Raw genomic sequence first — 18037 nt, forward strand, 5'->3', positions numbered from 1 at the left:
CGGAGCACGCCGAAACTTCCTCGCGAACCCGGGGTCCCGTGATTGAGTACCTACGGAGCGGGAACATCGCTGGCTGCGACGGCCTGATTGCGCTGCGTAGACGCGGTGTCGCCCGCTGGCATCCCAGTCACTTACCCACTTTTCCGGCCCGGTGCGTGGCTCGACCACGCGCACGACCGGTTTCCCGATCCGGGCGGGGGACCTTCCTGAGGGAGGCGCGGATGTTCGGACAGACGAGCACGACCACGACCACACCACCACCCACCGACCGAGGTCTGGAGGATCTTGACGCGGCGGCACTGGCGTACGCGGCCCGGATCGCCGGGCTTCCGCCGGAGCGGCGGGGGGAGGCCCGCGACGACCTGGTGCGCTTCGCGCTGCCGTTCGCCGGGCGGCTGGCCCGCCGGTACCGGGGACGTGGGGAGCCACTGGAGGACCTGGAGCAGGTCGCCCGGCTGGGGCTGGTCAACGCCGTCGACAGGTATGACCCGGAACGGGGCTCGTTCACGGCGTACGCCGCGATCACCATCGTGGGGGAGATCAAACGGCATTTCCGGGACCGCACCTGGGGCGTCCACGTGCCCCGCCGGCTGCGTGACCTGATCCTCGAGGTCGGACAGGCCACCGCCGCACTGACGAGCGAACTGTCCCGGGCGCCGTCGGTGGCCGAGCTGTCGGCCCGACTGGAGACGCCGGAGGAGGAGATCCTCGCCGCGCTGGAGTCGGCGGCCGGCTACAGCCCGGCCTCGCTCAACGCCCCGGTGGGTGGCGAGAGCTCCGCCGAGTTCGGCGACCTGGTCGGCGAGTCGGACAACGCCCTGGAGTCGGTCGACGACCGGGTCACGGTGAGCGGACTGCTGCACCGACTGCCCTGGCGCGAGCGGCGGATCCTGGCGATGCGTTTCTACGGCAACCAGACCCAGGCCGAGATCGCCGCCCGGTTCGGCATCTCGCAGATGCACGTGTCCCGGCTGCTGTCGCGGGCGCTGACCTGGCTGCGTCAGGCGATGCTCGCCGACGCGCCGCCGCCCTGGCAGAACGGCGCCGCCGAACCCGACCCGGGCAAGACCCGGATCTCCGTGAAGCAGAACGGCGACCGGGTGGTGGTCGAGGTCGGCGGCGAGATCGACCGCGACGGCGCTGACCAACTGCGCCGGGCCATGCTGGAGGCGGTCACCGGCCAACCCAGCGAGGTGGTCGTCGACCTGGTCGGCGCGGGTGGTTTCGACGCCGGTGGGATCGCCGCCCTGATGGCCGGGCACGAGGCGGCGGAGCGGACCGGCGTGCCGCTGCGGCTGACCCGGGTGCAGCCCGCGGTACGCCGCTCGCTCACCGCCGCCGGCCTGGCTCAAGTCCGGGACTGAACGGCGCCCTGGCTCCCGGGCGACGACCGAGCCACCGCCCCTGAGGCGATCTGGGCGGCACGCACCGACCGACGCGACGAGGGCCGACACCACCGGGTGTCGGCCCTCCGCGCGTACGCCGGTCAGTGCTGCTCGGGGTCGCCGTCGCTGTGCGGGTGCCGCCAGCGTTCGTGCGGCTTCGGCGCGTCCTCGGCGTCCTTGGGCGCGTCGCTCTGCTCGAAGCTCGGCCGGCGGACGCCCTCGGGCTCCGGCACGTCCACCGGCCGGGCACCGGACTGCGGCGCCGGCTGGAAGTCGGTCGCATCCCGGGCGCCGTGCGCGCCCTCGGCGGCCGGCGACTCCGGGACGTGGTGCTCCGTCCGCAGCTCCTCGGCGAAGTGCTGCGGCGGCTTCGTGGTGCGTTGCGGCAGGTCCCGGCCCAGATCGGCGACGAGCGGGCCGTACTTCAGGTCGAAGGCGGGCCGCTCGGAGCGGATCCGGGGCATCCGGTCGAAGTTGCGCAGCGGCGGCGGGCAGCTCGTCGCCCATTCGAGGGAGTTGCCGAAGCCCCACGGGTCGTCCACCGTCACCACCGCCCCGTACCGCCAGGACTTCCACGCGTTGTAGAGGAAGAACAGGGTGGACGCGCCGAGGATGAACGAGAAGATCGTGGAGACGGTGTTGAGCGTGGTGAAGCCGTCGGTGGGCAGGTAGTCGGCGTACCGGCGCGGCATGCCCTCGTTGCCCAGCCAGTGGTGCACCAGGAAGGTGCCGTGGAAGCCGATGAACATGGTCCAGAAGTGCGCCTTGCCGAGCCGCTCGTCGAGCAGCCGCCCGGTCATCTTGGGCCACCAGAAGTAGTAGCCGCCGAAGAGGGCGAAGACCACCGTGCCGAAGACCACGTAGTGGAAGTGCGCCACCACGAAGTAGCTGTCGTGGGTGTGCCAGTCGACCGGCGGGCTGGCCAGCAGCACCCCGGTGAGGCCGCCGAGCAGGAACGTGACGAGGAAGCCGATGGCGAACAGCATGGGCGTCTCGAAGGTGAGCTGCCCCTTCCACATGGTGCCGATCCAGTTGAAGAACTTCACGCCGGTGGGTACGGCGATCAGGTAACTGAGGATGCTGAAGAACGGCAGCAGCACCTGGCCGGTGGCGAACATGTGGTGCGCCCAGACCGTCATGGACAGCACGGTGATCCCGATGGTGGCCAGCACGATCCCGGTGTAGCCGAAGAGCGGCTTGCGGGAGAAGACCGGGATGATCTCGGTGATGATGCCGAAGAACGGCAACGCGATGATGTACACCTCGGGATGGCCGAAGAACCAGAACAGGTGCTGCCAGAGCATCGGGCCACCGGTGGCCGCGTCGTACACGTGCGCGTTGAGCAACCGGTCGGCGGAGAGCGCCAGCAGCGCGGCGGCCAGCAGGGGGAAGACGAGGATCACCAGCACGCTCGTGAACAGCATGTTCCAGGTGAAGATCGGCATCCGGAACATGGTCATGCCGGGCGCCCGCAGGGTCAGGATCGTGGTGATCAGGTTGACCGCGCCGAGGATGGTGCCGAGCCCGGAGACCACCAGACCGAGCACCCACATGTTCGCGCCCACCCCTGGGGAGTTCTCGACGCTGCTCAGCGGGGTGTAGGCGGTCCAGCCGAAGTCGGCCGACCCCTGCGGGGTGAGGAAGCCGCCGACCACCATCAGCCCGCCGAACAGGTACAGCCAGTAGGCCAGCGCGTTGAGCCGGGGGAACGACACGTCCGGCGCGCCGATCTGGATCGGCACGATGAAGTTGCCGAACCCGAAGGCCGCGGGCGTGGCGAACAGCAGCAGCATCACCGCGCCGTGCGAGGTGAAGAGCTGGTTGTACTGCTCGGAGGAGAGGAACTGCATCCCCGGGCGGGCCAGCTCGCCCCGCATCACCATCGCCTCCAGGCCGGCCAACAGGAAGAAGGCGAAGGAGGTCAGCAGATACAGCAGGCCGATCTGCTTGTGGTCGGTGGTGGCGAGGAACTTGATCAACGAGTTGCCGGGGACCGGTGTGCGTACCGCTCCGGGGAAGCCCCCGAAGCGGGCCGGAGCCAGGATCGCCGGGCCCCGATCGCGACCGGGTTCCGTGGTTACCCGCTTGGGCATGGTTGCTCACCCCGTCGTGACGGCAGAAAGGACGGGCGTGCCTACCCGACCCTCTCCCCATGTAACCAGTCCAGAGCGGTAATTTCGGTCAGATCGCCAGTACCGGCGCAAGCACCCCGGACGCTCAGGTCGCCGGCAGCATCGCCCAGACGGCCTTGCCCGGGCCGGCCGGCACGCTGCCCCAGCGTTGGGTCAGCTCCCGCACCAGCAGCAGCCCTCGTCCACCCTCGGCGTGCAGGTCCGTCCCACCCGCCCGGGCCTCGGCGCTGCTGCCGTCCACCACCGCGAGGTGCAGGTACGGCCGACGCAGGGTCACCGTCACCTGCATCGGCGTGCCGGCGTGCCGGACCACGTTGCCGACCAGTTCGCTGAGCACCAGCGCGGCCGGGCCCGACGCGACGGGCAGGTTCCACCGCGCGCACGCGTCGGTGACCAGGTCCCGGGCCCGCCGGCAGGCCCCGGCCACCGGCTCCAGCCGGGCCCGCATCCGCAAGGTGGACGTCGCGCCGGCCACCCGGGTCGCCTCGGCGCAGTCCGGCGACACCGGAACCACCCGGCAGGTGGTCGACTCGGCCAACCACCGCGCGGCCACCGGCGACGGGGCGCAGAGCACGACCGGCACGGACGGCCACTCCTCGGCCCGGCGGGCGGTCGCGGCGAAGACCGACAGCGCCAGCCGGTCGCGAACGTCGACCTCGGCCATGTCGACCACGAGCGCCTCCGTCTGTTCGACGAGAGCGCCGTTGAGCGCCCGGTGCACCGACCGCATGGTGCTCAGGTCCAGTGCACCGCTGAGCCGGACGACCGCCACCGGTGCCGTGGTGCGCACGTCGCAGGTGATCCGGCTGGACATCGGCGCCCTCGATTCGCTGCTGGGTCGGGATCTGCCAACTACCCGAGGCCCTGCCGCGTCAAACGGGATCGGCGGCGAGGCGAGCCAGGTCACGCCCCGAGACAGCAGGTCACCGACGGTGCCGGCCGGTGCCGACGCCCAACGCGATCATGCCCAGGCCGAGCCCCAGGTGCAGCCAGTCGTCGGCGTCGTTGACCGGCAGGACGTTCGCCCCGGTGTCGTGGTCCACCGCCAGCCCGTACAGCCACAACACCAGGTAGACGGCGCCACCGCCGATCAGGAACGTCCGGGCGCCGCTGACCGTCCGGGCCAGCGCCAGACCGGCCACCCCGAACGCCAGGTGCACCAGGTTGTGCAGCACCGACACCTGGAAGACGCCGAACAGGTACGCGCCCGAGCCGTGGCCGGCGAAGCGCAGGGCGTCCGTGCCGCTGGTGATCCCCGGCACGAAGCCGAGCGCGCCGACCAGCAGGAACAGCACCCCCACCGAGGTCGCCGCGCGGCGCACCGGCGGTTTGCCGTCGGCCGGGTTGGGGCGCGCCCGGGAGTGCGCCATCGGTCCGACCATCACCGGCTCCTCGCTGCGCGGCGGGCATGAGGCTGCCGGGCTACCCGCTGCCGCCACCGCCAAACCGCGCCGCCGGTCCGGCGGCGCGTCGGTCCGGCCGTGTCGCCGATCAGGCCGGGAGCAGCCTCGGCGCGCTGGCCAGGTGGCGAACCCGCTCGTACAGCTCGACGTAGCGCTGCGCCATGATCGCGGGGGTGAACCGCTGCGCGGCGACCCGCCGGCACTCGTCGGGGTCGAGCAACTCGGCGGCGAGGACGAGGTCGCCCAACTCCTCCTCGTCGGTGGTGAGCAGCCCGGTGCGGCCGTGCTCGATCAGCTCCGGCAGGCAGCCCCGGGCGGTCGCCACCACCGGCGTGCCCAGGGCCAGCGACTCGACGACCGCCGTGCCGCCCGGCTCCTCCCAGCGCAGCGGGAACAGCGACGCGCGGGCGCTGGCGAGCAGGTCGTCCCGCTCCTGGCCGGCCACGGTGCCGATCCAGCGGACCAGATCGCCGTCGACGTGGGGCGCCACCTCGTCGAGGTAGAACCGCACGTCCGGGTTCTGCCGGGCCTCGTCGCCGGCCGCGGCGAGATCGGCGGGCCGGTGATACGGGCCGACCGGGCCCGCCAGGACCAGCGGGAAACCGACGCGATGCGCGAGTCGGGCGCCCACGTCCTGCCCCTTGCCCGGGTTGATGCGGCCCAGGATGAGCAGGTGCTCGCCCTTCTCCGGCCGGGGCCGCCGGTCGGCGTCGACGGCGAGCGGGGTGGACAGGTGCACGTGTCCCACCGAGTGCTCCCGCAACGCCAACGGAGCGCGGGCCAACTGCGACGCGGAGACGCCGTTGACCCGGACCCGGTCGCCGCCGTCCAGACCGCCGTAGAGCGCCGGATGCTTGGCCAGGTCCCAGTGCAGGGTGTGCAGGGTCGGCGGGCCGGCGGGACCCATCGCGGCGAGAGTGGCGAGCCCCACCGCCTCCACGTGGTCGTGCACCAGGTCGATGTCGTCACGGGAGTGCAGCTCCCGCACCACCCCGGCCAGGTGCGCCTGGGCGATCCCGCAGACCTGGTTGTACGGCCGCTGCAACGCGGCGAACTGCCCGTCGGCGAAGACCGACACCTGTTCGTCCACCGGCAGGGTGCTGCTGCCCACCGAGGCGAGCACCACCCGTACGCCGAGTCGCCGCAGCTCCGGCACCAGTGTGGCGATCACGTTCTCGATGCCGCCGTAGCCGGGCGGCGGCACGGACAGCCACGGGCCGGCGTTCATCAGCACGGTCAGGCTCATCGTGCCCGTCCCTTTCTGCCGCTCACGCGGCGGCAACCCGGCGACGGGGCACCCGGTGGCGCAGCTCGGCCAGTGGTGGGCGCTCCTCGATGGACACGTCGCTGACCACGATCTCCCGGTCGAGGTTGGGCAGCGTGTCGGAGCCACCGCGACGGAACTGGGTGAGCACCGCCTCCGGGGTCAGCCCGGGGGTCGCCCAGCCGCGCCGCTGCAACCGGGACCAGGCGGTCAACATGATCTGGGCGGACATCCGGCCGAGGGCCGCCGTGTCCTGGTGTCGGTGCTTGCGCTCACCGAGGTCGACCTGCGCCATCGCGTCCAGGCCGACCAGGTCGAGCAGGTCGATCATCATGGCCGTCTCCACCCCGTACCCGGAGACGAACGGCACCTGGGCCAGCACGTCCCGGCGGCCCGCGTACTCGCCGGCGAGCGGCTGCACGAAGCCGGCCAGTTCGGGCCAGAACAGGTTGAGCAGCGGTCGGGCCATCAGCTCGGTGACCCGGCCCCCGCCGTCCTGCTCCACGTTCGCGGTGCCCACCAGTGGACGGTGATAGAAGCCCTTGACGAAATCGACGGACGGGTCGGTAAGCAGCGGGCCGAGCAGCCCGCTGACGAAGTGCGGGCGGAACTCCCGCAGGTCGGCGTCGATGAATGCCACCACGTCACCCTCGGCGGCGGCCAACCCGGCCCAGAGCGCGTCGCCCTTGCCGGCCAGCCGGGGCAGCCCCCGGGTCATCGCGTCCTGGCTGACCACCTCCGCGCCGGCCGCGCGGGCCACCTGCGCGGTCCGGTCGGTCGACCGGGAATCCACCACGATCAACTCGTCCACCAGGGCGACCCGATCCATCAGGTGCTCCCGGATCGTCGACACGATCGCGCCGACGGTGGCCTCCTCGTTGCGGGCCGGCAGCACCACGCTGACCCGGGTCGTTCCCTTGGCGCGCAGCAACCGACGTGCCGGCCAGTCCGCCGCCGACGTCGTCCGGTACGTGGCCCACGCCTCCACCACCGGTGACACGCTTGTTGTCGTATCCCGCACGGGCACCCCTCCGTTCGTGCGTGGAAAAACCGAAATTGGTTGTTCCCATTCGCCATCACGCTCTAACCGCTTTGCAGGCAACAGCTTGATCACAACGGTGACATGACCGCGTTCCCGGGGGATGAACGTTTGATTGCGCACACCCCGGGGGACTGGTCCCAACGCACATGAATTGTCTTCGAAGGGGTGTCCGAATGCGTGTATGCCGGGTGGGTCTGGTCGGAGCCGGCGGAGTGGCACAACGGCACGCGCGGGTGCTGACCGGGTTCGACGACGTCGAGCTGGTGGCGGTCACCGACGTCACACCGGAGGCGGCGTCCGCCCTGGTGGACAAGCACGGCGGGCGAGCCTGCGCCGACGTCGCCGAGCTGCTGGACACCGGTCCGGACGCGGTCTACGTCTGCGTGCCGCCGTTCGCGCACGGTCCGGCCGAGGAGGCCGTGATCGACGCCGGCGTGCCGATGTTCGTGGAAAAACCCGTATCGGTCGACCTGAGTACGGCCGAACGGATCGCCGACCTGGTCGCCCGCAGCGGGCTGCGCACCGCGGTCGGCCACCACTGGCGTTACCTGACGGTGCTCGACGAGGCCCGCGAACTGCTCGCCGATCGTCCGGTGCGGATGGTCAGCGGCGCCTGGCTGGACAAGGTGCCCCCGGTGGCGTGGTGGTCGCGGCGGGACCGCTCCGGTGGCCCGGTGGTCGAGCAGGCCGCCCACGTGCTCGACCTGATCCGTGTGCTGGCCGGCGAGGTCACCGAGGTCACCGCGTACGGCAACGGCACCCCGCCACCGGTGGACGGCGCCGACATCGACTCGGTGACCACCGCCGCCCTGCGCTTCGCCGACGGCGCGGTCGGCACGCTCAGCGCCGCCTGCGTGCTCGGCTGGAAGCACCGCGCCGGGTTGGAGATCCTCGCCGACGGACTGGCCCTCGCGCTGAGTGAGGACGGTCTGTCGATCCGGGACGCCGACGGGGAACGACACGTCCCCGCCGACCCGGACGCCGCCCGGGTGGCGGTGGACCGCGCCTTCGTCGACGCCGTGCGGGGCATCCGCGATGACGTCCGCGTCCCGTACGCCGAGGCGCTGGCCACCCAACGGCTGGCCCTCGCCGTGGCCGACTCGGCCCGCACCGGCGCGACCGTGCGGCTCACCACCCCGGGCCAGCCGGCGCTGCTCGGCACGGGGGTGACAGTCGATGCGTGACAAGGTCGTGGTGGTCACCGGTCCGGGCCGCGTGGAGCTGGTGGAGCAGGACGCCGCGCCGCCGCGCCCCGGCACGTTCCGGGTCGAGACGCTGTTCAGCGGCGTCTCGGCCGGCACCGAGCTGAGCTACGTCAAGGGCACCAACCCCTACCTCAACGTCACCTGGAACGCCGACCTGGGGCTGTTCCAGCCGGGGGCGGCGAGCACGCCGTACCCGGTGACCCGGCTGGGGTACATGCAGGTCGGCCGGGTGGTGCAGAGCGCAACCCCGGCCGTCGCGGTGGGCACTGTCGGCGCGATGACGTACGGGCACCGCACCGGCTGGCGGGCCGACCCGGTGGCCGAGCGGTTCGTGGCGCTGCCCGACGACCTGGACCCGCTGCTCGGCGTCTACGTCGCGCACATGGGCCCGATCTGCGCCAACGGTCTGCTGCACGCCGCCGCCGACCTGCACGGCGTCGACGTGCGCGGGCTCGGCGACGGGGTACGCGGCCGACGGGTCGCCGTGGTCGGCGCGGGCGTGGTGGCGCTGCTGACGGCGCTGTTCGCCCGACGCAACGGCGCCGCCTCGGTGGTGGTGCTCGATCCCACCCCGCACCGCCGTCACGTCGCCGAGTCGCTCGGTCTGGAGACCCTCGACCCGGACGCGGACGACCCGGCGGTCGTGCTCAAGACCCGTTGGGCGCACACCGCCGGCGACCGGGGCGCCGACGTGGTGTTCCAGTGCCGGGGGCAGGCGTGGGCGTTGCAGCTCGCCCTGCGGCTGCTGCGGCCCCAGGGCACCGTCGTCGACCTCGCCTTCTATCAGGGCGGGGCGGACGCGGTCCGGCTCGGTGAGGAGTTCCACCACAACGGCCTGACGCTGCGCTGCGCGCAGATCGGCCGGGTGCCGCGCGGGCTCGCCCCCACCTGGGACCGGGAGCGGCTTTCCGCCGAAACCGTCGATCTGCTCCGGGCGTACGGGGACGTGATCCGCAAGCACCTCGTCTCCGCGGTGGTGCCGTTCGACGAGGCGCCGACCCTGCTCACCGACCTGGCCGACGGTCGCCGCCAGGAACTTCAGGTGGTGCTGTCCGCCTGACCCGGGGCCGGAGCGCGCTCGCCGGGTGACAGCGCGGGCTACCGTTCCCGGCATGAGCACCCTGAGCGACCGGTCGGTCGACAGCACCCCGAAGGAGCGGCCGGTCGGTCTGGCCGCGCTGCTGCCGTACCTGCGGGAGCACGTCGGCACCCTGGTCGCGGTGGGCGTGCTGTCGCTTGTCGGCGCGGCGGCGTCGCTGGCGCAACCGCTGCTCACCCGGTCGGTGCTCGACCGGATCGGCGCCAACCAGAGCGTCACTCGGCTGGTGGTGGTGCTCGTGGTCCTCGTCGTGCTCGCCGCGGCGATCGGCGGGCTCCGCGACTACCTGCTGCAACGCACCGCCGAGGGGCTGGTGCTGGGCACCCGGCGGCGGCTGGCCGGGCACCTGCTGCGGCTGCCCATCGCCGAGTACGACCGCCGGCGCACCGGCGACCTGCTCTCCCGGGTCGGCTCGGACACCACGCTGCTGCGGGCGGTCGTCACCGCCGGGCTCTTCGAGACGGTCACCGGGGCGGTGACGGTGGTCGGTGCCGGCACCGCCATGGTGCTGCTCGACCCGCTGCTGTTCGGCATCACCCTGCTCGGGGTGGCGCTGGGGCTGGGCTTCGCGGCCACCTTCGCCCGGCGGGTCCGGGCGTTGGCCCGCACCGCCCAGGAGCGGATCGGCGAGATGACCTCGGCGGTGGAGCGGGCCATCTCGGCGGCCCGGACCATCCGGGCCAGCCGCGCCGAGACCCGGGAGGCCGAAGCCGTCGTCGACAGCGCCCGGGAGGCGTACACGGCGGGGCTGCGGGTCGCCCGGGTGCAGGCGGTCGTCGGGCCGATCGGGTCGATCACCGTGCAGGGCGCGTTCCTGCTGGTCCTCGGTATCGGCGGGGCGCGGGTGGCCGCCGGGGTGATCTCCGTCGGCGACCTGGTCGCGTTCGTCATGTACCTGTTCCTGCTGGCGTTGCCCTTGGCCCAGGTGCTGCGGGCGTACACCCAGTTGCAGTCCGGTCTGGGCGCCCTGCAGCGGATCGAGGAGATCCTGGCCGTGCCGGCGGAGGGCGCGGCGGACCGGCCCGCGCCGGCCGGCGCGACGGCGACCCCGCGCGGCCCCACCCCGATGATCGAGTTCGATCGGGTGGGGTTCGGCTATCCGGGCGGCGAGCCGGTGCTGCGCGACGTCAGCTTCGCGGTGCCGGCCGGCACCCGTACCGCGCTGGTCGGGCCCTCGGGCGCCGGCAAGTCAACGCTGCTCGCCCTTGTCGAGCGCTTCTACGAGGTGAGCGCCGGGGCGGTCCGGATCGACGGCAGCGATGTGCGGGACCTGCCCCGCGACGCGCTGCGGGCCCGGCTCGGCTACGTGGAGCAGGAGGCCCCCGTGCTGGCCGGCACGCTGCGGGAGAACCTCCTGATCACCACCCCCGACGCCACCGACGACCGGCTGCGAGACGTTCTGCACGAGGTCAACCTGAGCCACCTGGTCGACCGCACCGCCCAGGGCCTGGACGTCCAGGTCGGCGAGGGCGGGGTGCTGCTCTCCGGGGGTGAACGGCAGCGGCTGGCCATCGCCCGCGCGCTGCTCGCCAGCCCGCCGGTGCTGCTGCTCGACGAGCCGACAAGCAACCTCGACTCGCGCAACGAGGTCGCGCTGCGCCGCGCCATCGACGCGGTGGCCGTCCGCCGGACCCTGTTGATCGTGGCGCACCGGCTCGCCACCGTGGTCGACGCCGACCAGATCGTCGTCCTCGACGGCGGTCGGGTGGTGGCCGTCGGCACCCACGCCGAGCTGACCACCACCGACCCGCTCTACCGGGAACTCGCCGCCCATCAGCTACTGGTCGGCTGACACCGCCGGATCGGTGTCAACTTGCCGGCGGCCGGGCCGCGCAAGCCGGCTGGAATCGCGTACCGTTGCCGCTCATGGGTGTGTCGCAACGGTTCAAGAGCAAGTTCCGGCGGTTCCTCCAGCGCCCCGGCTCGACCGTGGATCTTGCTCCGCTGGAGAAGCTGCTGCCGGCGATCGAGGCGCGTGCGGATGAGCTGGCCGCGCTGGACGACGCCGAGTTGACCGAGGCCGCGGGTGCCGCCGTCGGCTACGAGGAGATCTGCGCCGTCGGCCGCGAGGCCGCCCGCCGTGGCCTCGACCAACGGCCGTACGACGTGCAGTTGCTCGGCGCGATGTCGCTGCTGTCCGGCAAGGTCGCCGAGATGGCCACCGGTGAGGGCAAGACGCTCACCGCCACGATCGCCGCGTACGGGCACGTCCGGCTCGGCAACGGGCCGGTGCACGTGCTCACCATCAACGACTACCTGGCCCGCCGCGACGCCCAGTGGATGGAGCCGGTCTACACCCTGCTCGGCCTCACCGTGGGCTGGGTCAACGAGGCCTCCACCCCGCAGGAGCGGCGCGACGCGTACGCCTGCGACGTCACCTACGTCTCGGTGAGCGAGGCGGGCTTCGACTATCTGCGCGACCAGCTCGTCACCGACGTCGAGGACCGGGTGCAGCCGGCGCTGAGCACCGCGATCGTCGACGAGGCCGACTCGATCATGATCGACGAGGCCCGGGTGCCGATGGTCCTCGCCGGCGCGGTCCCGGGCGAGCAGGACCCGGTGCACGCCGCCGCCGCGCTGGTCCGCGGGCTGCGCAAGGGCAAGCACTACACCGTCGCCGAGGACGGGCGCAGCGTGGCGTTCACCGCCGCCGGCCTGGCCGCCATCGAGGCCAAGCTCGGCATCGACCTGTACGACGAGGAGCACGTCACCCAGCTCTCCGCGGTGCACGTGGCGCTGCACGCGCACGCCCTGCTCAACCGTGACGTGGATTACATCGTCCGGGACGGTTCGGTCGAGCTGGTCGACGAGATGCGCGGCCGGGTGGCCCAGCGCCGCCGCTGGCCGGACGGGCTCCAGGCGGCGGTCGAGGCCAAGGAGGGCCTGGACGCCACCGCCGAGGGCGAGGTGCTCGGCACGATCGCCGTGCAGGCCTACATCGCGCTGTACCCGAAGGTGTGCGGGATGACCGCGACGGCGGTGCTGGTCGGCGACCAGTTGCGGGAGTTCTTCGGCCTCGAGGTCGCGGTGATCCCACCGAACACCCCGTGCATCCGCGAGGACGAGCCGGACCGCATCTACGCCACCCGGGCGGAGCGGGACGAGGCGCTGATCGACGAGATCCAGCGCTGGCACGCCAAGGGGCGGCCGATGCTGATCGGCACGCTTGACGTCAAGGAGTCCGAGGGGCTGGCCGCCGGGCTCAACGCGGCCGGAGTGCCCTGCGTGGTGCTGAACGCCAAGAACGACGACGAGGAAGCGGCGATCATCGCCGAGGCCGGCGCGTACGGGGCGGTGACGGTCTCCACCCAGATGGCCGGCCGGGGCGTCGACATCCGGCTCGGCGGCAGTGACCAGAGCGACCAGGAGCGGGTCGCCGAGCTGGGCGGGCTCTACGTGATCGGCAGCGGCCGGCACGACAGCCGCCGGGTCGACGACCAGTTGCGTGGTCGGGCGGGCCGGCAGGGCGACCCGGGCGGTTCGGTCTTCCTCGTCAGCCTGGAGGACGACCTGGTCGTCCGACACGCCGCCGACTCGGTGCCGCCGTCGCCACGGATGAACGCCGACGGTCTGGTCACCGACGAGCAGGTGGACTACGCGGTGGAGCACGCCCAGCGGGTCGCCGAGGGCGTCAACCACGAGATCCACCGCAACACCTGGCGCTACAGCGTGGTGATCGAGCAGCAGCGCATTGCTCTCGCCGCGCGCCGGGAGCGGCTGCTGACCAGCGACGTGGCCGCGGTGATGCTGCTGGAGAAGGCACCGGAGAAGGCCAGCGAGATGGACGAGGACCTGCTCGCCCGGGTGGCCCGGTCGATCGCGCTCTTCCACCTGGACCGGCTCTGGGCCGAGCACCTGGCGGAGCTGTCGGAGGTCCGTGAGGGCGTGCACCTGCGCGCGCTGGGCCGACTCGACCCGCTTGACGAGTTCCACCGGGCTGCCGTGCCGGCGTTCAACGACCTCATCCCGGAGATCGAGGCCCGCACCATCGCCACCTTCAACGAGACCGAATTCGATGAGGACTGGCAGCCCGACGACGGCACCCTGGTCCGGCCCACCGCGACCTGGACGTACCTGGTGCACGACAACCCGTTCGGTTCGGAACTCGACCGGCTGATCGCCTCGATCGGTCGACGGCTCAGCGGCGCCTCGCGCTGACGTCCGCAGTCGGGCCCCTGTCACCGCGCGTCCGGGTGGTAGGGGCCCCGATTTGCGCCGTTTCGACCCTGGTTTCGCCGGGTAGTAGGGCTGATCGGTTGAGTCAGGAGAGAGCAGACAATGACACAGGTGACGGTGCCCGCTGGGCAGGCGCGAGGGTGCACGGAGGCTGCGAACCGGTGAACCTCGACACGCGGGAACCGGTGGTGCAGAGTCTCGGCGTCCTGGAAACCGCCGCACTGTTGCGGGAGCTGACCGCCAGCCTGCTCACGCTGACCGATTTCGATGAGGCGTTGCTGGCGCTGGTCCGGGTCACCCGGGACGCGGTGGCCGGCGTGCGCTGGTGCGGGTTCACCGCCCTGCGCGCCGGCGAACCGGCCGGCGTGGCCGCCTCCGACGAGCGGCTGGCCGGCCTGGACGACCTGCGGCACGGGCCGGACTCGCCGGCGATGAGCGCGATCCACCGCCGCGAGATGATCCTCGCCGCCGACCTTTCCGGTGAGCCACGCTGGCCGGTCTGGACGGCGCGCGCCCGTGACCTCGGAGTCCACGGGGTGATCTCGGCCCCGGTCGACATCGACGACCAGGTGATCGGGGCGATCAACCTCTACGCCGCTTCGCCTGACGTACTGGCCCCACCACACCAGTTGACCGCGATGCTGCTCGCCGAACACGCCGGCCTGCTGCTGGCCGCCGTCCGCGACCGTGGCCGACAGGCCGCTCTCGCCGGGGAACGGGACGCCTCGCTGCTGCAGGACGGGGTGGTGGGCCAGGCCATCGGCGTGATCATGACCCAGCGCGGGTGCCCGCCGGTCGAGGCCCTCGAGGTGCTGCGGACCGCCGCGTCGTCGTTGGACATCCCGCTTCGCGAGGTGGCCGAGCGACTGGTCCGGACGGTCTCCCGCCAGCGCGACACCTGACCGTCGGCCGCTCGGGCCGCTGGCCGCCGTTGATCGACTCGGGCTTCCTGAAGTCGGGGTGCCCGGGGCCCGTGGTTGACCCGGTTCCCCGGAAACCGAGTCGATCACCCGTCCGGTGTCGACGGGGCGCGGCCGTGGGTGCCCGTTCTCCCTGCCCGCGGCGAGTCGGGCGGCATCGTTTCGCGGTTACCGGGCTCGGGTAGCACTCTGGGTCAGGTGAGGTGCGCCGACCCGGGGGAGGACCGATGCAGAGCCGACTACGGGTGCAGGGCCACCCCATCCAACCGATGCTTGTGACGTTCCCGCTCGGGCTCTTCGTCAGCGCCGCCGTCTTCGACCTCACCGACGTCGTCGGCGGGCCAGCGTTCCTGGGTGAGGTCGGCTACTGGACGGCCGTCGCCGCTCTCGTCGCCGCCGCGCTGACCGCGGTGGCCGGCATGGTCGACCTGTGGGACGTGCCCGGGGACCGCACCCGCCGCACGGCGGTGGCCTTCAATCTGGTGAACACCGTGATGGCCGCCATGTTCCTGCTCACCTGCCTGGTCCGGTCGAACTCCCCGCAGCGTGGGGCGTCCGCCGCGATCCTGGTCACCGAGCTGGTCGCGCTGGCTGCCGGTGGGGTCGGGGTGCACCTGGGCGCCCGGTTGATGCGCCAGTTCGACACCGGCCGGGCCGAGGCCGGCGGCCTGGAGGCGCTCGCCGGCTCCAGCGTGGAAATGCTCCGCCCGCGCCCCTGAACAAATCTGGCGCACGGCACCGGCCGTGTCGGAGCCGGCCCTTACCATCCGCGAATGACCTCGCCTCTGGACACACTTCCGAAGATCGGTGCGCCTGCGACACGCGCCCTGCACGGCGCCGGCTACACCACCCTGCGCCAACTCGCCGGCGTCCCCCGCTCGGAGCTGGCCAAGCTGCACGGCATGGGACCCAAGGCGCTCGGCATCCTCCAGGCCGCCCTCGAAGAGCACAACCTGGGGCTCGCCTGAAACCTGGCGCTACTCGCCAACACCCGTACCGCCAGCCTTGTCGGTTGGCTGGTGACTGCTGGCGTCGACCATGGCGTCACGCATGTCGGCTGTGTGTTCGTCGGCGAGGTCCGACCGGCCGTGGTATTGGGCCGGGGTGTTGTGGAACAGGGCGACACGCCACGTTCCGTCATGCTGCACAGCGACCAGCGACTGCACTGCGTTCACCGCCGGGTTCACATCTGTTTGGCCTGGTGGGACCATCCCGACCCGCGCTCTCAGTAGCGCAACCGCCGGACCGAGTGGACGGACCTCCTGCACTTTCCACACGTAAGAGGCGGTCGGGTGGTCCGTGAAGATCGGCGCCAGGTGTCCCTCCAGCTCGGACGCGCTGACCTGGCTGCCGTCAAAGCCGATGAGCGAGGCGTCGTCGGCGAACAAGGCGGCGTATCGGCGCGCGTCGCGGTCGTTCCAGGCGCTCAGCAACTCCTCGTAAAGCCGCTGTATCTCCGCGCGTTCCTCACCCATGCCCCTCATCCTGCCATGCGGGGTACCGGCGGCCTGGCCAGCGCAATGTTGAGCCAAAAACGACGCGGCAACCTCTCGCCCCTGCGGGGCGGGCCGGCTCCTGCGGCGGACGGCGCGGCCCGTGGAACCACGGCAAATGGGTTGCCCGCCGGGTGGCAGGCCGGTGAGGCTGATCGCCGTGAACGCCACGCATGACGCCGAGGAGTTGATCGCGCAGGCCGCTGCCGCGCCGGTCGACGGTTGGGGGTTCGGCTGGCTTGCCGGCCGGGCCACCGAGGAGCGCCCACCCTGGGGGTACGCGCGGCTGGTCGCGGACCGCATGGCGCGCGCCGACGCGGCGCTGGACGTGGACACCGGTGGTGGGGAGGTGCTCGCCGAGGTGCCGCGTCCACCGCGGTTGCTGGCGGCCACCGAGGGCTGGCCGCCGAACGTCGAGGTCGCCCGGCGGACCCTGCGGCGGGTGGGCGCGACGGTGGTGGCGGTCGCCCAGGACGGGCCGTTGCCGTTCCGCGACGCCTCCTTCGATCTGGTCGTCAGTCGGCACCCGGTGCGTACCGACTGGGCGGAGACGGCGCGGGTGCTGCGGCCGGGTGGCACGTTCCTGTCGCAGCAGATCGGGGCGGGCACCATGCGCGAGTTGAGTGAGGCGATCCTCGGTCCGCTGCCGCCGCCCGGCGAGCGGCACCCCGAGCACGCGGTGGCCGCCGCCGAGGCCGCTGGCCTGCGGGTGGTCGAGCTGCGACGGGCCACCCTGCGGGCGACCTTCGCCGACATCGGGGCGGTGGTCTGGTTTCTGCGCAAGGTGATCTGGACGGTCCCCGGGTTCACCGTCGACCGCTACCGCGAACAACTGCACGCCCTGCACCACCGGATCGTCGGCGAGGGTCCGTTCGTGGCCCATGCCCAGCGTTTCCTCGTGGAGGCCACCCGCCCTCGTTGAGGAGAAGGCCGCGTCAGTGTCGGTGGGCCTGGTGGTGGGTGGCCAGGATGTCAGCGCCGAAGTCGCTCGCGGGGCGACGCAGCACGGTGTGCGCGTGGTTGCCGTCCGCCGTGGTGTTGTCGTACTCGATCAGCAGGTCGTCGCCCTGTACGCGGTAGTAGTGCCGCCGCCCCGGTTGGGTGGGGCCGGCCCAGGCGAAGTGCAGGTGGCCGGCGTCCAGTCGGGTCGCCTCGCGGATGGCCAGTTCGGGTGGCAGCCGGTCCAGGTAGGCGGCGACGACCTGGTCGAGCAATGCCCGGCCGGTCGGCCCCAGCCGATCCGCCGACACGCCGAGCGGTTCCAATGGTCCGTCGACCCGACCACGGGTGGCGCTGATGATGTCCGCCGGTGCCTCGTCGGCGATGATCGCGGCGCCTCGCTCGGCCGGCCCCAGGGCGTCGAGCAGTGCCCGGGCCAGGTCCTCCTCGACGCCCAGCGGGCGGGAGACCGGGCGGCCGGCGTACCGGACCGCGGCCGGGTTGGCGCCGAAGAAGATCGGTGCGGGGGAGACCTGGTCGTCCACCACTGTCATGTTGACCGACAGGTGGTGTCCTTCGAGTCGCCACGCCCAGCGGTCGTCGCGGGCCGGGTCGCCGAAGACGGCCACCCAGTAGTCACCGCTGTGCCGTCCACGCTGCCAGTCCTCGGCCCGGTCGAGGACCTCCTCCAGCGCGATGATCGCCATCGCCTGCGCGTACGCCGAGGGGCTGAGCGCGGTCGCCAGGAGCCGGTGCGCGGCCTTGCGGCCGGCGACGTCGAGCGCGGCGAGGCAGACGCCGGGTCGGGGTCGGGGCCGGTACTCCAGCCAGCGTCGGGACGACTCGTCGTCGAAGGGGTGCACGGCGCTGTCGCGGGCGGCGGGGTCGAGGGCGGCCAGCAGCGCGGTGCTGGCGGTGCGCATCTGCTCGGGCAGCGGATCTTCCACCGACCCTGTATACCGGCCTGCCGGCGTCGGTG

Annotated in this window: 16 protein-coding genes; 9 read left to right on the top strand and 7 right to left on the bottom strand. The window is 72.3% G+C overall.

Features of this window, described 5'->3' with window-relative positions:
• The first annotated feature begins 221 nt into the window (after positions 1-221).
• Positions 222-1364 carry a SigB/SigF/SigG family RNA polymerase sigma factor gene (locus tag AB0F61_RS21810; RefSeq protein ID WP_357812422.1) on the top strand — a complete coding sequence of 381 codons (1143 nt, stop codon included), beginning with the start codon at positions 222-224 and terminating at the stop codon, positions 1362-1364.
• Between the two features lie 122 nt (positions 1365-1486).
• On the opposite strand, the gene ctaD is transcribed toward AB0F61_RS21810, so the two are convergent.
• From ctaD to AB0F61_RS21835, 5 genes are all read right to left on the bottom strand, one after another.
• Complete coding sequence (ctaD, locus tag AB0F61_RS21815) at positions 1487-3478, bottom strand: cytochrome c oxidase subunit I (RefSeq protein ID WP_357812424.1); 1992 nt, start codon at positions 3476-3478, stop codon at positions 1487-1489.
• A 124-nt stretch (positions 3479-3602) separates the two neighbouring features.
• A complete protein-coding gene (locus AB0F61_RS21820) occupies positions 3603-4331 on the bottom strand; it encodes an STAS domain-containing protein (protein WP_357812426.1) in 729 nt (242 codons plus the stop codon).
• A 109-nt stretch (positions 4332-4440) separates the two neighbouring features.
• Positions 4441-4887 (bottom strand): DUF4383 domain-containing protein, encoded by a 447-nt coding sequence (locus tag AB0F61_RS21825; RefSeq protein ID WP_357812555.1) that lies wholly within the window; start codon positions 4885-4887, stop codon positions 4441-4443.
• A gap of 121 nt (positions 4888-5008) precedes the next feature.
• On the bottom strand, positions 5009-6166 hold the full coding sequence (locus AB0F61_RS21830; protein ID WP_357812428.1) for a glycosyltransferase: 1158 nt from the start codon (positions 6164-6166) through the stop codon (positions 5009-5011).
• Between the two features lie 22 nt (positions 6167-6188).
• The gene (locus AB0F61_RS21835) at positions 6189-7172 is read right to left on the bottom strand and encodes a glucosyl-3-phosphoglycerate synthase (RefSeq protein WP_357812557.1); all 984 of its coding nucleotides are present in this window, start codon (positions 7170-7172) and stop codon (positions 6189-6191) included.
• Positions 7173-7399: 227 nt separating this feature from the next.
• Between AB0F61_RS21835 and AB0F61_RS21840 the strand changes: the two genes are divergently transcribed.
• From AB0F61_RS21840 to AB0F61_RS21870, 7 genes are all read left to right on the top strand, one after another.
• Positions 7400-8410: a Gfo/Idh/MocA family oxidoreductase gene (locus AB0F61_RS21840; protein WP_357812430.1), complete on the top strand. Its 1011-nt coding sequence runs from the start codon at positions 7400-7402 to the stop codon at positions 8408-8410.
• Positions 8403-9491: a zinc-binding alcohol dehydrogenase gene (locus AB0F61_RS21845; RefSeq protein ID WP_357812432.1), complete on the top strand. Its 1089-nt coding sequence runs from the start codon at positions 8403-8405 to the stop codon at positions 9489-9491. The genes AB0F61_RS21840 and AB0F61_RS21845 overlap by 8 nt, the downstream gene beginning before the upstream one ends.
• 52 nt (positions 9492-9543) lie before the next feature.
• Positions 9544-11322 (top strand): ABC transporter ATP-binding protein, encoded by a 1779-nt coding sequence (locus AB0F61_RS21850; protein WP_357812434.1) that lies wholly within the window; start codon positions 9544-9546, stop codon positions 11320-11322.
• Positions 11323-11396: 74 nt separating this feature from the next.
• Positions 11397-13688: an accessory Sec system translocase SecA2 gene (secA2, locus tag AB0F61_RS21855; RefSeq protein ID WP_357812436.1), complete on the top strand. Its 2292-nt coding sequence runs from the start codon at positions 11397-11399 to the stop codon at positions 13686-13688.
• 179 nt (positions 13689-13867) lie between these two features.
• Positions 13868-14608, top strand: coding sequence for a GAF and ANTAR domain-containing protein (locus AB0F61_RS21860; RefSeq protein WP_357812438.1), 741 nt, complete (start codon positions 13868-13870; stop codon positions 14606-14608).
• A gap of 245 nt (positions 14609-14853) precedes the next feature.
• Complete coding sequence (locus AB0F61_RS21865) at positions 14854-15345, top strand: DUF2231 domain-containing protein (protein ID WP_357812440.1); 492 nt, start codon at positions 14854-14856, stop codon at positions 15343-15345.
• Positions 15346-15399: 54 nt separating this feature from the next.
• The gene (locus AB0F61_RS21870; protein WP_357812443.1) at positions 15400-15594 is read left to right on the top strand and encodes a helix-hairpin-helix domain-containing protein; all 195 of its coding nucleotides are present in this window, start codon (positions 15400-15402) and stop codon (positions 15592-15594) included.
• 9 nt (positions 15595-15603) lie between these two features.
• Here the strand turns inward: AB0F61_RS21870 and AB0F61_RS21875 are convergent, their stop codons facing one another.
• Complete coding sequence (locus AB0F61_RS21875; protein ID WP_357812445.1) at positions 15604-16101, bottom strand: SgcJ/EcaC family oxidoreductase; 498 nt, start codon at positions 16099-16101, stop codon at positions 15604-15606.
• A 178-nt stretch (positions 16102-16279) separates the two neighbouring features.
• On the opposite strand from AB0F61_RS21875, the gene AB0F61_RS21880 reads away from it, so the two are divergent.
• Positions 16280-17041, top strand: coding sequence for a class I SAM-dependent methyltransferase (locus AB0F61_RS21880; protein ID WP_357812447.1), 762 nt, complete (start codon positions 16280-16282; stop codon positions 17039-17041).
• 13 nt (positions 17042-17054) lie between these two features.
• On the opposite strand, the gene AB0F61_RS21885 is transcribed toward AB0F61_RS21880, so the two are convergent.
• Positions 17055-18005, bottom strand: a complete 951-nt coding sequence (locus tag AB0F61_RS21885; protein WP_357812449.1) for a DUF3500 domain-containing protein — start codon at positions 18003-18005, stop codon at positions 17055-17057.
• Positions 18006-18037 lie beyond the last annotated feature (32 nt).

Source organism: Micromonospora sp. NPDC023888 (assembly GCF_040639415.1).
Taxonomy (GTDB): domain Bacteria; phylum Actinomycetota; class Actinomycetes; order Mycobacteriales; family Micromonosporaceae; genus Micromonospora.